This is a genomic window from Allobosea lathyri (genome assembly GCF_900108245.1).
Lineage (GTDB): Bacteria > Pseudomonadota > Alphaproteobacteria > Rhizobiales > Beijerinckiaceae > Allobosea > Allobosea lathyri.
Genome location: NZ_FNUY01000010.1, coordinates 87,599 through 99,932 on the forward strand (window position 1 = coordinate 87,599; position 12,334 = coordinate 99,932).

Below are 12,334 nucleotides of genomic sequence, written 5' to 3' on the forward strand. Positions count from 1 at the left end.
TGATCGAGGGAATTAAGGAGGAGGTGTCCATGGCAGTCAGCGCGGAACTCGGCCGACGCCTCGAAGATATTGTCGAGACACTCGTCGCTTCGGGCCGGTATAACTCGAAGAGCGAGGTGTTGCGGGAAGGTGTTCGCCTTGTCGAGGAACGTGAGAAGCGCCTGATACTGCTCGACCGCGCGCTCGAAGCCGGTGTGGCAGAAGCGGATTCTGGAAACCTGATCGGAGGCGAGAGCGTCTTTGCCGAGCTCCGTACGCGCTACGGCGGCAAGGCCGACAAAACGGAATGATGCTCTCATTCACGCCAACTGCGCGCCGGGATCTTCAGGAGATCGGAGACTACATCGCGCTCGACAGTCGGCGGGAGGCACTGCGTTTCGTCACGACGCTCGAACAGTTTTGCGCAAAGCTGCTCGCACAACCGGAACGATTTCCGCTCTCACTGCGCCACGCGCAGCTGGGCATTCGGCGGGCGCGCCATCGAGACTACCTGATCTTCTACCGCGTTCGCGACACGACCGTTGAAATCCTGCGCATCTTGCATGCGGCGCGCGATGTCGAGTCGATCACCGAGAGTTTGTAGCGTGCTTTTTTAAGTCTCAGACCATGCGTTGCACTGAATTGTGGGTTCGAATTCCAACCACCTCGCATCGGTCTCCGAAGCTACGGCCGGTACCGTAGCGTTCCCGCAAGCTCCTGACGCCCGGCCGTGACATGGTTTCTCCAACCAAGGAGAGAGCCATGACGACGCAAGCCATCGCCAGCCCAGCCGCCGGATCGAACCGTGCCACCGAGATCGGTCTGCTGCTCGTGCTCGCCACGCTCTGGGGCGGCTCCTATACCTTCATCAAGATCGGTGTGGAGACGATCCCGCCGCTGACCCTCATCGCGGCGCGCACGCTGATCGCGGGAACGATCCTTCTCGCCGTCATCCGTTTTCGCGGATTGAGACTGCCGGCTGATTTCGCAACCTGGCGCCGCTTCGTCATTCAGGCCTGCCTCAACAGCGTCGTGCCCTTCACGCTGATCGCCTGGGCCGAGCGCAGCGTCGATGCCGGCCTCGCCTCCATATTGAACGGAACGACGCCGGTTTTCGTCTTCCTGATGGGGCTGGCGATGACGCCGCGCAAGCGTCCCGACGGGCGCAAGGCCTTTGGCGTGCTTGCGGGCGTTGCGGGCATCAGTCTGATCGTCGGCGTCCAGGCGCTCGGCGGGCTCGGCAGCGCGGTCGTCCCGCAACTGGCGATCGTGCTGGCGACCGTCGCTTATGCTTGTGCAGCCCTGTTCGGGCGCAATTTTAGCGGCATGGATCCGCTCCTGCCTGCGGCCGGCTCGATGCTGGCGGGTGCGGCCATTCTGCTGCCGGTGGCGCTGGTGGTCGACCAGCCCTGGACGCTCACACCATCGCATGAGTCGCTGCTGGCCCTGCTGGCGCTCGCAATCTTCTCGACGGCGCTCGCCTTCGCGATCTATTTCCGCCTCATCCATACGTTGGGGGCCGTCGGCACCACGGCAGTGTCCTATCTGCGCGTACCGATCGGCGTTGCCATTGGCATCCTGTTCCTCGGCGAGAGCCTCAGCCCGACAGCCTGGGCAGGGCTCGGCCTGGTCGTGGTCGGCGTCGCCGCCATGACCTTGCCGGAAAGAAAACCGTCTCCAGTTTGATTTGCGGCAAGGTCCGCTTCCAGGCGCAAGCGGCTAAAGAAAAACCCGCGGCGTGAGCCGCGGGTTTTGCGTTGATCGATGCAGGTCGCGCGTCAGGCGCCGAAGGGCGTGAACTTGGTGACGCCGCGGAAGAGATTGCGCACGAAGCTCTGCTCCTCGCCGCCGGTCGCGGTGGTGCGGCTGATGAAGTCGAAGATCACCCCGTCCTTCAGGCCATAATTGGCGATGCGCTCCACCTTGAAGCTCTTGTTGAAATAAATCACCAGCACGTTCTGATCGACCACGGTCAGGTCCTGGAACTGGAAAGTCCGCTTCACCCGCTGGCTGATGTAGTAGAACGTCCGGTTTCCGACCGTCGACGTGGTCGAGGGCGTGCCGAGCGTGCTGAGCACCGTCTGCACATCCATGCCCGGCTTGACCTGGGCGATCAGCGCGTCGTCCATGACGAAGCCGCGCGTATATTCCTCATTCATTCCGGCCGATGTCGGCAGCCTGAAGCCGCCTGCATCCGCGCCGCAACCGGCCAGTGCCAAAGAGGTTGTCGCAAGGAGGCCGAAAACAGCCGCGCGGCGGGAGATAACGGTCATACGGACAATATCCAAGGCCGGTGCGACAAGGCCGCGAGGCCAAGTCGCTTGTCAAATGGGTAAGGCTTGGCGTAACGCCCGAGGATGGCTTTGGCAAGGCGAGGATGGCTTTGGCGCGGCCAGGACGTCCGCAGGGACATCAGGCAAGGATGAAGACGTGATTTTTGGCTTGTTCGGCAAGCGCGAGGACAGGCGCGCGCCTGTCGACGCGCTGTTTTCGCGTGTCGCCGAGGCGTCGCGGCGGCCAGCGCTGTATCGTGAAGGCGGCATTCCCGACACATTCGAAGGGCGCTTCGAATCGCTGACGCTGCATGTCTTCCTGGTTTTGCGCCGATTGCGCGAACTCCCGCCGCCGGCAGACGATCTGGCGCAGGAATTCGTCGATGCCTGCTTTGCCTATCTCGAACTCGGCTTCCGCAATGCCGGGATCAGCGATATCGCGGTGCCAAAGCGTATGAAGAAGATCGGGCAAAGCTTCTATGGCCGCGTCCAGGCCTATGAAGCGGCGCTCACCGCGCCGGAACCCGATGCTCTCGTGGATGCGCTGCGGCGCAATGCAAGCCCGGGCGAGGGCGCTTCCGCATTGGCGGGCTATGTCCGACAGGCGCAGCAGGCCATGGCCGGCCGCGATATCGACGCGATCCTGAGCGACGACATGCTGTTTCCGGCGCTGGCCGGAGAGGAGTTTTCCAATGGCGCCTGATCCCGGCAAGCCCTTGCCGCTTGTTCACCCCGTTGCTGTCGACACGCTCAAGCTGCGCACCTCCAGCGTGACCGTCCGTGCGCAAGCCGAGCAGTTGCCGGCGATTGCCCGCATGCTCGATCTCGCCTCGGTCGAGGCGCTCGAGGGACGCTACGCGCTCTCGCGCAATGGCGACCGGGTGAAGATCGAAGGCGAGATCGAGGCGGCGGTGCACCAGACCTGCATCGTCACGCTCGAGGCCTTCCCCGTGAAGCTCGTCGTACCCATCAGGCTCGATTTCGCCCCGCCGGTCGAGGAGGTCGAGAATCCGCGTCGCGGCGATGCAGGCGACGCCGACAACGGCAAGATCGATATCGAGGTCAAGCTGAACGAGGACGATCCGCCGGAGCCGATCATCGACGGCATCATCGATCTCGGCGCCGTCACGCTCGAATTTCTGGCGCTGGCGCTCGATCCCTATCCGCGCAAGCCGGGAGCGAGCTTCGATACCTCGGTTGCCGGCGATGTCGTGGAATCGCCTTTTGCGGCGCTCGCCAAGCTGAAACGGGACAAATGAAGCACTCACAAGGGTTTGGACCGGCTTGCGGCGGCGGCCCAAGTCGCTATTGTCCCGCCCGCATCGAGCCGCCCCTGATCGAAGGGCGGCCGCTTCCGGGATCAACCATCACCTCATGACACGACCGGTTACAATCGCGCTCGATGCGATGGGCGGGGATCACGGTCCCGCCATCGTGATTCCTGGCGCCGCGCTGACACTTGAGCGCCGTCCCGATGCACGCTTCGTGATTTTCGGCGACGAGGCGCAGGTGAAGCCGCTGCTCGCCGCCCATCCCAAGCTCAACGCCGTCACCACCTTTCATCACACCGAGGTCTCGGTGAAGATGGACGACAAGCCGAGCCAGGCCCTGCGCTATGGCCGCTATAAATCGTCGATGTGGCGCGCCATCGACGCCACCAAGACCGGCGAGGCCGACGTCACCGTCTCGGCCGGCAACACCGGCGCGCTGATGGCGATGTCGAAGTTCTGCCTGAAGTCGATGCCGGAGGTCGACCGACCGGCCATCGCCTGCCTGTGGCCCACCGTGCGCGGCGAAAGCATCGTGCTCGATGTCGGCGCCACGATCGGGGCCGATGCGCGCCATCTCGTCGATCTCGCAGTGATGGGCGCGGCCATGGCACGCGTCGTCTTCGATCTCGACCGGCCGACCGTCGGCCTGCTCAATGTCGGCGTCGAGGAGATCAAGGGCGTCGAGGCGGTGAAGGAGGCTGGCCGCATCCTGCGCGAAAGCAACCTGCCGCATATGACGTATCACGGCTTCGTCGAGGGCGACGATCTCGGCAAGGGCACCGTCGATGTCGTGGTGACCGAAGGCTTCACCGGCAACATCGCCTTGAAGACGGCCGAAGGCACGGCCCGCCAGATCGGCGAATATCTGCGCGCGGCCATGAGCCGTTCGCTGATGGCCAAGATCGGCTATGTCTTTGCGCGCGGCGCTTTCGCGGCGCTCAAGGACAAGATGGACCCGCGCAAGGTCAATGGCGGCGTCTTCCTCGGGCTCGAGGGCATCGTCATCAAGAGCCATGGCGGGACGGATGCGGTAGGGTTCGCCAGCGCGACCGAACTGGGCTATGAAATGGCACGCGAGAACCTCATGGCGAAGGTCCGCGAGATGGTGGCGGCGTCCGCGCGCGCCGAGGCTGCGGCGCTCCAGGCGACCAACGCCGAATAGGGAATCCTTTCTTGTCCATTCTGCGCTCTCATATTCTGGGCTGCGGGTCCTATCTTCCCGCTCGCATCGTCACCAACGCCGAGCTGGCTGAGCGTGTCGACACCACCGACGAGTGGATCGTCCAGCGCACGGGCATCCGCCAGCGCCATGTCGCTGGTGATGACGAGCCGACCTCGGTGCTCGGTCTGAAGGCCGCGCAGGCTGCGCTGGCAGATGCCGGCATGGACGCCTCCGAGATCGACCTGATCATCGTGGCGACGGCGACGCCCGACCATACCTTTCCGGCAACCGCGACGCAGATCCAGGCGGCGCTGGGCATCAATGGCGGCGCGGCCTTCGATCTCCAGGCGGTCTGCTCCGGTTTCGTCTTCGCGCTTGCGACCGCCGACAAGTTCCTGACCACGGGTTCGGCACGGGCCGCTCTGGTGATCGGCGCCGAGACCTTTTCGCGCATCCTCGACTGGGAGGACCGCACGACCTGCGTGCTCTTCGGCGATGGGGCAGGCGCTGTCGTGATGAAGGCGATGCCCGGCGAGGGCACGCTCAGCGATCGCGGCGTGCTGGCGACCCATATCCGCTCGGACGGCCGCTACAAGGACAAGCTCTATGTCGATGGCGGCGCCGGCTCGACCAAGACGGTCGGCTTCCTGCGCATGGAGGGCAAGGAGGTCTTCCGCCATGCCGTCGTCAATCTGGCGGAGACGGTTCGCCATACCTTCCAGGAGACCGGCCTGAGCGGCGCCGATATCGACTGGTTCGTGCCCCATCAGGCCAACCGGCGTATCATCGACGCGACCGCCCACAAGCTTGCCATCGACCCTGAGCGCGTGGTGGTCACGGTCGACCGCCACGGCAATACATCAGCGGCCTCGATTCCGCTCGCCCTTGCCGAGGCGCACCATGATGGCCGGATCAAGCCCGGCCAGCTCGTGCTGATCGAGGCCATGGGCGGTGGCTTCACCTGGGGGTCCGCCCTGATCCGTTGGTAAGCGCGGTACGTCTGAATTTTAGCGATTTGTGACGATTTTTCGCCAGTTTCTGTCCGATTTTCGCGCGATTGGCTCATAAGCCACTGTTCGAGGATTGACCGGCGCGGCCGGGACGCCTAGCGTCCGCCGTCCGTAATGGCGAAGGGCAGGCGGTGCGCCCGCCGGCCGATAACGCCTTGGAGGATATATATGACGGGGCAAACGGTGACTCGGGCCGATTTGTGCGAGGCTGTTTATCAGAAGATAGGTCTGTCGCGGACGGAGTCGTCCAAGCTTGTCGAAACGGTGCTCGACGAGATCTGCGATGCGGTCGCGCGCGGTGAGAACGTCAAGCTTTCTTCGTTCGGATCGTTCGTCGTGCGAGACAAAGGCGAGCGAATCGGGCGTAATCCCAAAACGGGTGTTGAAGTTCCGATCGAACCGCGTCGTGTGATGGTGTTCAAACCCTCCAACGTGATGAAGGCCCGCATCAACGGGCAGTCGGGTGAGGGCGACGAAGAGTGATTCTGGAGTTCCACGCCGGCGACAACGAGGCCGAATTGGACGCCAAGAGCCCAGACGCTTTCCGGACGATCAGCGAGGTCGCAGACGACCTCGACATACCCCAACATGTGCTGCGTTTCTGGGAAACGCGCTTCAGCCAGATCAAGCCGCTCAAGCGTGGCGGCGGCCGGCGCTACTATCGTCCCGACGACGTAGCGCTGCTGAAGGGCATCCGCCGGCTGCTCTACGGCGAGGGCTACACGATCAAGGGGTTGCAGCGCATCCTCAAGGAGCAGGGGCCTCGCCATGTCCAGGCGATCGGCCGCGGCGCGCCGATCGGCCCCCAGCACTCGGAGGCGGCGCCCCGCCGGGAGGCCGGCTCGGCGGCCGACCCGTCCCGGCAGTCCGACGACATGCAGGACGGCGCGCGCCCGGTCCGCAACCCCGTTCCGGAGGGGCTCGACGACATTACCCTGCTCACGGCGGTGCTGGCGGAGCTAGGCGAATGCAAGCGCATTCTCGACCGGGCCTTGCAGCCGCCGCCCACGGCTGACGGCGCCTGACTCGAGCGCGCTCACGAACGGGATTGCTCAGGACGTGGGTACTGCCTGCGGCGTGTGAAGCCTGTCGACGTCCCGGCGCCTCGGGGCCAGGCCGCGCCGGTTCCCGGAACGGTCGGCGGGGCCTGATCTGCGCAATGGCGCCAGCGTGGCGACGACGGGATTGGGATAATGCTCGAGCGTCGACCCGGTCGCCGCATCGACGCCCATGCCGATGAGCCCGCCGACCAGCACGTTGCCGGCGAAACCTGCAGCGCCGCTGCCGGCGATGCGGGTCGCAACCGGGATCTGCATGCTTTCGTAGCCGTCCTTCGTGAAGGTCACGACAAATTCAGCTTTGCGGCTCACATCCCAGGTGCAGGGCGTCGCCGGGCAGGAATGACCGAGCGACGTCTGCGCCTCGGCCGCCGCAGGTATGCTATTGACGGTAATCTGATCGGTCGTGCCGCGCGTGACGGTGGCGCAGCCTCCCAACGCGCCTGCAAACGCAGCCGCCGCAATAACTCGCATGTTCAATGTGTTAGCCCCCGGTAGCAAGTTCATGTGACGTAGCGTCATGCTGGACTGGCGGCAACGGTCGCATGCGGGGAAGTTGTGTTTAAGTTGCACTATCGGAATGATCGCGTCGGTTGATGTTTTACTGCCACACTATAAGTTGGGCCTTGAGGACGACCTCGGCGAACAGCCTTTCCCCTATCAGGCGTGGACGACCCCGCCCTTCATGCAAGGAGCGGCGTCATGGCCTGGCTCTATCTTTTCATCGCGGGACTGTTCGAAATCGGCTGGGCGATCGGCCTGAAATATACGCATGGCTTTACGCGGCTCGTGCCGACAGCTCTGACGCTGGCAAGCATGGTCGTCAGCCTCGGCCTGCTCGGCCTTGCGCTGAAGAGCCTGCCCGTCGGCACGGCCTATGCGATCTGGACGGGGGTCGGCACCATCGGCACGGCGACGCTCGGCATCCTCCTGCTGGGCGAGCCCGCAGGCGCGCTCCGCATGGCCTGCATCGGCCTGATCGTCGCCGGCATCGTCGGCCTCAAACTCGTGTCCTGAAGACTGGATACCCTGCCGAAGGCCGGCCACCGGCTTTCGGCGGCACCTTCGCCTGCGGCGCCATCAGCGCCGTTGGAAGGCTTCAGGCCAGTAACCGCCTCTCTCAAGCGCAACGATGAGCACGATGACGGCGAGCGTCACGAGGAGCGTCATGACCTTGGCATTCCACGGCGTGCCGCGGCCGATCAGCCAGATCAGGGTCATGCCGATCAAAAGGGGGACGAAGATCTCCATGGCGACGAGCTTAGAGCGTTTTCGAGCGAAGTGGCTACCGGCTCAGGCAAAAAACCGGAACCCATCGCCACCGCGCACGTTGCATCGTCGGGGAAGCGCACCGCCTCCGGGCGTGCCGGCCTGTCTCGGAACGCAATCAGCGACAGGAGCTTCAAAATGGGACTTTTTTCCAAGGATATCAAGACGATGGATGACCTGTTCGTTCATCAGCTGCAGGACGTCTACTATGCCGAGAAGCAGATTCACAAATCCCTGCCGAAGATGATCGACAAGGCGACCGACGCCAAGCTCAAACAGGGTCTCGAAGCGCATCGGATGGAGACCGCAGGCCATATCAAGCGGCTGGAACAGGTCTTCAAGCAGCATGGCGCCGAGGTGAAGGCGGTCAATTGTCCCGCCATCGACGGCATCCTGAAGGAAGCTGACGAGGTTGCCGGTGAAGTGGCCGACAAGCAGGTGCTCGACGCCGCCATCATCGCCGCAGCACAGGCCGTGGAGCATTATGAGATCACCCGCTACGGCACGCTGACCGCCTGGGCCAAGCAACTCGGCCGCGAGGATTGCGCAAAGCTTCTCCAGCAGAATCTGGACGAGGAATTTGCTGCCGATACGAAGCTGTCGAAGCTCGCGGAGTCGGGGATCAACCGCAAGGCTGCTTGATCTCGCCTGTCAGTCAATCGCGCCCGCAGCAGTCAAAAGCCGCTGCGGGCGGTCTTTTTTGGCCATGCAACTCGGGCGGCTCACGTCGGATTGCCCGGCTCTCCGGGGCGAACCTTGGGCGCCTTCTCGCGTCGCAGTCCGCGCGCCCAATAGCCCGCCAGCGCCAGTCCGGGCGGGATCGATAGAACCAGCATCCAGACCAGAAAACTCCAATCGCCGGGCATAAAGAGTTTGTGTCCCCTCGCTGTCGATCGGGCCGATCGACTCAACGTCTAGCACGTAAGCGGCGCTACTCGGCTGTATTGTGGCGCGGGGATGATCCCTGGCGTGGCGAGATCGCCCTGTCGCCTTCGATCAGCGGTTTCATCCGCCCAAGCTCCGTTGCCATGAAATCGAGGAACAGGCGCACGCGTGGCGAGTGCCGTAGGTCTGGATGGGTCAGCAGCCAGAGATCGGCCGCAAAGCCGGGGTCGGGCGCGGCCAGTCGCGTCAGGCCGGGCTTGGTGTCGGCGATGAAGCAGGGCACGAAGCCGATGCCGATTCCGGCCTCGACCGCCTCGGCGAGGCCCAGCACCGTGTTGACCTTGTAGACGATGCGCTCCGGCGCGACATGCTGGCTCAAATAGCGCACAGCGCGCAGCATCGTGAACTGGTCCCCGAGCGAAACCCAGTTGCGCTCCCACAGGCTTTCGATGCCGACATCGCCGGCGTCGCTGAACTCGCTGGCACGCCCGTAAAGCGCCCAGGCGATGCGCGCGGCACGTCGGCCGACCAGTGTCTCGGGCGGATTGTCCGTCGCGCGGATCGCGACATCGGCGTCGCGTTTCGACAGGTTGAGCGACTGGTTGCTCAGCAGGATGTCGAGCCGGATGTCGGGGCACTGCGTCAGGAAGGCGGCAAAGACAGGTGTCAGCAGGTCGACCAGCAGCGTGTCGTTGGTGGTGACGCGCAATTCGCCGGCAGGCTTGATTTCCTGGCCGGCGAGCTTGCGCGCAAAGGCGGTGATGTCGCTGTCGACGCGCTCTGCCAGCTGCGCCATCTCGTCGCCGGCCGGTGTCGCGACATAGCCGCTGCGGTGGCGCTCGAACAGCTTGACGCCGAGCGCCTCCTCGATCTGGCCGAGGCGGCGGAAGACCGTCGAATGATTCAAGCCGAGCGAGGTTGCCGCTGCGGGCAGGGCCCGTCTTTCGGCGATCGCCTTGATCAGCCTGAAATCGTCCCAGGCCAGGTCTTTCGTAGTGACGCTCTTCGGGGTGGTGCTCTTCGTGGTGGTGATCATGGCGGGCACTGTCAGGCATGCACTCGCCGTCATCAAGGCTTGCTGGCCTTGATGACGGCGAAAGCGAGAAACGGAAGCGGGTGTCAGGCCGAGACCGGCGCAGTGTTCCAGCTCAGGCGTGCGGGCTTCAGTGCAAGCGCGCCGTCGCCGATCAAGCCATGGGCCAGCGCGGTGAGCGCCAGGAAGGCCGGATATTCCCAGCCGCCATTGGGGGCATTGAACACCCAGCCATTGGGAGCGTGCACCATCAGGGCGCCGAGCAGCACCGGCAGCAGCAGCAGCGAGACATAACGGCCGTAGAAGCCGGTGAGGATCGCGAGGCCGCCGAGCAGTTCGGCCAGGATGATCGGCCAGGCGAGGAAGGCGGGCAGGCCGACCTGCCCAAGGAAACCGGCGAAACCGGCGGGGGTGAAGATCACGAGCTTGAGATAGGCATGGGCGATGAACATCAGGCCAAGGGCGATGCGCAGGCCAAGCGCGCCATAGGGGGCAAGTCGATTGTCGATCATGGGGGCAATCTCCAAAGGGACCGGGTTGGTCTCAACCCAGAAAATGCGCCAGTTCTCGTGCAATGCAAATTGTAACATGCCAACAGTGACATTGCGCTAATGCAATGGAATGGCTCTGGCGCTTTCGCTCGCCGCTACCGATCTTCCCGTCCAACGGGGCGACAGCCTCTCAAGCGTCCGGAGGACCACATCATGCAGATCAACGGCATCCATCATGTCACGGCGATCGCCGGCCCCGCGCGCCGCAATCTCGACTTCTACGGCCGGGTTCTCGGACTGCGGCTGGTCAAGAAGACCGTCAATTTCGACGATCCCGGCACCTACCATCTCTATTACGGCGATGCCGCAGGGGCGCCCGGCACGATCCTGACCTTCTTCCCGTGGGAGCATGCCGCTCCCGGCCGGCTCGGTGTCGGCGAGACGCAGGAGACCGTGTTCCGGGTGCCGGAGGGCGCGATCGGCTACTGGGCGCATCGCCTGGTGGAGCATGGCGTACCCCATGACGTGCCGGTCCGGCGCTTCGGCGAGACGGTGCTTGCCTTCCGCGATCCCGATGGGATGCGCCTTGCCCTCGTAGGTCTGCCCGGCATTGCCGGCGAAACGGCCTGGGATGGTAGCGACGTGCCCGCCGAGCATGCGATCCGCGGCTTCCATAGCGTCAGCCTGCTGCTGGACGATGCCGCGCCGACGGCCGCGATCCTGACCGATGTGTTCGGGTTCAGGGAGATCGGCCGCGAGGACACGCTGATCCGCTACAAGGCGGAAGGCGCGCCTCTCGGCGATGTCGTCGACCTCCGGGTCGCCGGCGGCTTCCTGCCGGCGCGCCAGGGGGCGGGCTCGGTGCATCACATCGCCTTCCGCGCCGCAGATGATGCGGCGCAGGACGAGATGCTGCGCCGTCTTGCCGCCAATCACGGCATCCGCACGACCGAGCAGAGGGACCGGAACTATTTCCGCTCCGTCTATTTTCGCGAACCCGGCCGCGTTCTCTTCGAGATCGCGACCGATGTTCCGGGCTTCTCGATCGACGAGCCCACCGAGAGCCTCGGCCAGGCGCTGAAGCTCCCGGCCGGGCTGGAAGCCCAGCGCGTCCATATCGAGGCTGTTCTGCCGGAACTCGTCTGACCCGTGAACTCGTCTGACCCATGAACTAGTCTGACTCACGCCGCCCTGCCGGGCTTTCGATCCGGGCAGGGCGGTTTTCTCCCTCATTGGAGGATTATCGAGATGACCACCGTCGCGACCACCGACTTCATTCACGTCTTCGAAGAGGGTAGCGAGGCGTCGCGTGCTCCGCTGCTGCTGCTGCACGGCACCGGCGGCGACGAGCGCGACCTGCTCCCGCTCGGCCGCATGGTCGCGCCGGGCGCAAGCCTGCTCTCGCCACGCGGCAAGGTTCTGGAAGGCGCGATGCCGCGCTTTTTCCGGCGGCTGGCGGAGGGTGTCTTCGACGAGGCCGACCTCGTGCGCCGCACCCATGAGCTGGCGGATTTCATCGTGGAGTCGCGCAAGCGCTACGATCTGCCGGCGCCGGTCGCGCTCGGCTTCTCGAACGGCGCCAATATCGCAGCGAGCCTGCTGCTGCTCCGCCCGGAGGTACTGGCCGGCGCGGCGCTGGTCCGCGCCATGTCGCCCTTCAAAAGTGAGTCGCCCTTCGCAAACGCGCCGAAGGCCGATCTTGCGAAGGCCGATCTGGCCGGCAAGCCCGTGCTCGTCCTGTCGGGCGCGCTCGATCCGATCATCCCAGCGGAGGATGCGGCGCGTCTGGTGCGGACCCTGACGGCAAACGGGGCGGTGGTCGATCACCGCACCCTGCCAACAGGCCATGGCCTGTCGCAGGCGGATGTCGGCTTGCTCAGCGGCTGGCTCGACCAGCTCTGAC

Annotated in this window: 18 protein-coding genes; 13 read left to right on the plus strand and 5 right to left on the minus strand. The window is 64.6% G+C overall.

All coding sequences use genetic code 11. The annotated features are described in order from the left end of the window. Positions 1-29: 29 nt before the first annotated feature. The 3 genes from C4S73_RS21310 (at position 30) to C4S73_RS21320 (ending at position 1,665) form a co-directional block, all read left to right on the plus strand. Positions 30-290, plus strand: coding sequence for a type II toxin-antitoxin system ParD family antitoxin (locus tag C4S73_RS21310; protein ID WP_103874546.1), 261 nt, complete (start codon positions 30-32; stop codon positions 288-290). Further along, complete coding sequence (locus C4S73_RS21315; RefSeq protein ID WP_103874547.1) at positions 287-583, plus strand: type II toxin-antitoxin system RelE/ParE family toxin; 297 nt, start codon at positions 287-289, stop codon at positions 581-583. The genes C4S73_RS21310 and C4S73_RS21315 overlap by 4 nt, the downstream gene beginning before the upstream one ends. Positions 584-741: 158 nt before the next feature. Further along, positions 742-1,665 carry a DMT family transporter gene (locus C4S73_RS21320; RefSeq protein ID WP_103874548.1) on the plus strand — a complete coding sequence of 308 codons (924 nt, stop codon included), beginning with the start codon at positions 742-744 and terminating at the stop codon, positions 1,663-1,665. Positions 1,666-1,757: 92 nt separating this feature from the next. On the opposite strand, the gene C4S73_RS21325 is transcribed toward C4S73_RS21320, so the two are convergent. Further along, positions 1,758-2,252 (minus strand): outer membrane protein assembly factor BamE, encoded by a 495-nt coding sequence (locus C4S73_RS21325; RefSeq protein WP_103874549.1) that lies wholly within the window; start codon positions 2,250-2,252, stop codon positions 1,758-1,760. Positions 2,253-2,409: 157 nt separating this feature from the next. Between C4S73_RS21325 and C4S73_RS21330 the strand changes: the two genes are divergently transcribed. From C4S73_RS21330 to C4S73_RS21355, 6 genes are all read left to right on the plus strand, one after another. Further along, positions 2,410-2,955 (plus strand): ubiquinol-cytochrome C chaperone family protein, encoded by a 546-nt coding sequence (locus tag C4S73_RS21330; protein WP_244595712.1) that lies wholly within the window; start codon positions 2,410-2,412, stop codon positions 2,953-2,955. Beyond that, complete coding sequence (locus C4S73_RS21335) at positions 2,945-3,511, plus strand: YceD family protein (protein ID WP_103874551.1); 567 nt, start codon at positions 2,945-2,947, stop codon at positions 3,509-3,511. Before C4S73_RS21330 ends, C4S73_RS21335 begins: the two co-directional genes overlap by 11 nt. Positions 3,512-3,626: 115 nt before the next feature. Continuing rightward, entirely contained in the window at positions 3,627-4,685 is a 1,059-nt protein-coding gene (gene plsX / locus C4S73_RS21340; RefSeq protein ID WP_103874552.1) for a phosphate acyltransferase PlsX, read from the plus strand. Positions 4,686-4,696: 11 nt separating this feature from the next. Next, positions 4,697-5,674: a beta-ketoacyl-ACP synthase III gene (locus C4S73_RS21345; RefSeq protein ID WP_103874553.1), complete on the plus strand. Its 978-nt coding sequence runs from the start codon at positions 4,697-4,699 to the stop codon at positions 5,672-5,674. Positions 5,675-5,863: 189 nt separating this feature from the next. Next, complete coding sequence (locus C4S73_RS21350) at positions 5,864-6,178, plus strand: integration host factor subunit alpha (protein WP_103874554.1); 315 nt, start codon at positions 5,864-5,866, stop codon at positions 6,176-6,178. After that, complete coding sequence (locus C4S73_RS21355; protein ID WP_425290363.1) at positions 6,175-6,720, plus strand: MerR family transcriptional regulator; 546 nt, start codon at positions 6,175-6,177, stop codon at positions 6,718-6,720. Before C4S73_RS21350 ends, C4S73_RS21355 begins: the two co-directional genes overlap by 4 nt. A 27-nt stretch (positions 6,721-6,747) precedes the next feature. Here C4S73_RS21355 and C4S73_RS21360 read toward each other — a convergent pair whose 3' ends face one another. Further along, the gene (locus C4S73_RS21360; protein WP_244595718.1) at positions 6,748-7,227 is read right to left on the minus strand and encodes a translation initiation factor 2; all 480 of its coding nucleotides are present in this window, start codon (positions 7,225-7,227) and stop codon (positions 6,748-6,750) included. Positions 7,228-7,455: 228 nt separating this feature from the next. On the opposite strand from C4S73_RS21360, the gene sugE reads away from it, so the two are divergent. Then, a complete protein-coding gene (sugE, locus tag C4S73_RS21365; protein ID WP_103874555.1) occupies positions 7,456-7,770 on the plus strand; it encodes a quaternary ammonium compound efflux SMR transporter SugE in 315 nt (104 codons plus the stop codon). 390 nt (positions 7,771-8,160) lie between these two features. Next, positions 8,161-8,664 carry a YciE/YciF ferroxidase family protein gene (locus C4S73_RS21370; protein ID WP_103874556.1) on the plus strand — a complete coding sequence of 168 codons (504 nt, stop codon included), beginning with the start codon at positions 8,161-8,163 and terminating at the stop codon, positions 8,662-8,664. 80 nt (positions 8,665-8,744) lie between these two features. Here the strand turns inward: C4S73_RS21370 and C4S73_RS28370 are convergent, their stop codons facing one another. The 3 genes from C4S73_RS28370 to C4S73_RS21380 all read right to left on the minus strand — a co-directional run bounded on the left by C4S73_RS28370 (position 8,745) and on the right by C4S73_RS21380 (position 10,452). After that, entirely contained in the window at positions 8,745-8,888 is a 144-nt protein-coding gene (locus C4S73_RS28370) for a hypothetical protein (protein ID WP_160115868.1), read from the minus strand. A gap of 65 nt (positions 8,889-8,953) precedes the next feature. Beyond that, the gene (locus C4S73_RS21375; RefSeq protein WP_103874557.1) at positions 8,954-9,943 is read right to left on the minus strand and encodes a LysR family transcriptional regulator; all 990 of its coding nucleotides are present in this window, start codon (positions 9,941-9,943) and stop codon (positions 8,954-8,956) included. 83 nt (positions 9,944-10,026) lie between these two features. After that, positions 10,027-10,452, minus strand: a complete 426-nt coding sequence (locus tag C4S73_RS21380) for a DoxX family protein (protein ID WP_103874558.1) — start codon at positions 10,450-10,452, stop codon at positions 10,027-10,029. Between the two features lie 192 nt (positions 10,453-10,644). Here C4S73_RS21380 and C4S73_RS21385 point away from each other — a divergent pair, with 192 nt between their 5' ends. Both C4S73_RS21385 and C4S73_RS21390 read left to right on the plus strand, forming a co-directional pair. Continuing rightward, positions 10,645-11,577, plus strand: coding sequence for a ring-cleaving dioxygenase (locus tag C4S73_RS21385; protein WP_103874559.1), 933 nt, complete (start codon positions 10,645-10,647; stop codon positions 11,575-11,577). Positions 11,578-11,679: 102 nt separating this feature from the next. Continuing rightward, on the plus strand, positions 11,680-12,333 hold the full coding sequence (locus tag C4S73_RS21390) for an alpha/beta hydrolase (RefSeq protein WP_103874560.1): 654 nt from the start codon (positions 11,680-11,682) through the stop codon (positions 12,331-12,333). Position 12,334: the final 1 nt, after the last annotated feature.

What these genes read in the sequence shown, in the direction of transcription:
- C4S73_RS21310 (WP_103874546.1), top strand. Translation starts at nt 30, where the DNA reads ATGGCAGTCAGCGCGGAACTCGGCCGACGCCTCGAAGATATTGTCGAG.
- C4S73_RS21315 (WP_103874547.1), top strand. Translation starts at nt 287, where the DNA reads ATGATGCTCTCATTCACGCCAACTGCGCGCCGGGATCTTCAGGAGATC.
- C4S73_RS21320 (WP_103874548.1), top strand. Translation starts at nt 742, where the DNA reads ATGACGACGCAAGCCATCGCCAGCCCAGCCGCCGGATCGAACCGTGCC.
- C4S73_RS21325 (WP_103874549.1), bottom strand. Translation starts at nt 2,252, where the DNA reads ATGACCGTTATCTCCCGCCGCGCGGCTGTTTTCGGCCTCCTTGCGACA.
- C4S73_RS21335 (WP_103874551.1), top strand. Translation starts at nt 2,945, where the DNA reads ATGGCGCCTGATCCCGGCAAGCCCTTGCCGCTTGTTCACCCCGTTGCT.
- plsX (WP_103874552.1), top strand. Translation starts at nt 3,627, where the DNA reads ATGACACGACCGGTTACAATCGCGCTCGATGCGATGGGCGGGGATCAC.
- C4S73_RS21350 (WP_103874554.1), top strand. Translation starts at nt 5,864, where the DNA reads ATGACGGGGCAAACGGTGACTCGGGCCGATTTGTGCGAGGCTGTTTAT.
- C4S73_RS21360 (WP_244595718.1), bottom strand. Translation starts at nt 7,227, where the DNA reads ATGCGAGTTATTGCGGCGGCTGCGTTTGCAGGCGCGTTGGGAGGCTGC.
- sugE (WP_103874555.1), top strand. Translation starts at nt 7,456, where the DNA reads ATGGCCTGGCTCTATCTTTTCATCGCGGGACTGTTCGAAATCGGCTGG.
- C4S73_RS21370 (WP_103874556.1), top strand. Translation starts at nt 8,161, where the DNA reads ATGGGACTTTTTTCCAAGGATATCAAGACGATGGATGACCTGTTCGTT.
- C4S73_RS28370 (WP_160115868.1), bottom strand. Translation starts at nt 8,888, where the DNA reads ATGCCCGGCGATTGGAGTTTTCTGGTCTGGATGCTGGTTCTATCGATC.
- C4S73_RS21375 (WP_103874557.1), bottom strand. Translation starts at nt 9,943, where the DNA reads ATGATCACCACCACGAAGAGCACCACCCCGAAGAGCGTCACTACGAAA.
- C4S73_RS21380 (WP_103874558.1), bottom strand. Translation starts at nt 10,452, where the DNA reads ATGATCGACAATCGACTTGCCCCCTATGGCGCGCTTGGCCTGCGCATC.
- C4S73_RS21385 (WP_103874559.1), top strand. Translation starts at nt 10,645, where the DNA reads ATGCAGATCAACGGCATCCATCATGTCACGGCGATCGCCGGCCCCGCG.
- C4S73_RS21390 (WP_103874560.1), top strand. Translation starts at nt 11,680, where the DNA reads ATGACCACCGTCGCGACCACCGACTTCATTCACGTCTTCGAAGAGGGT.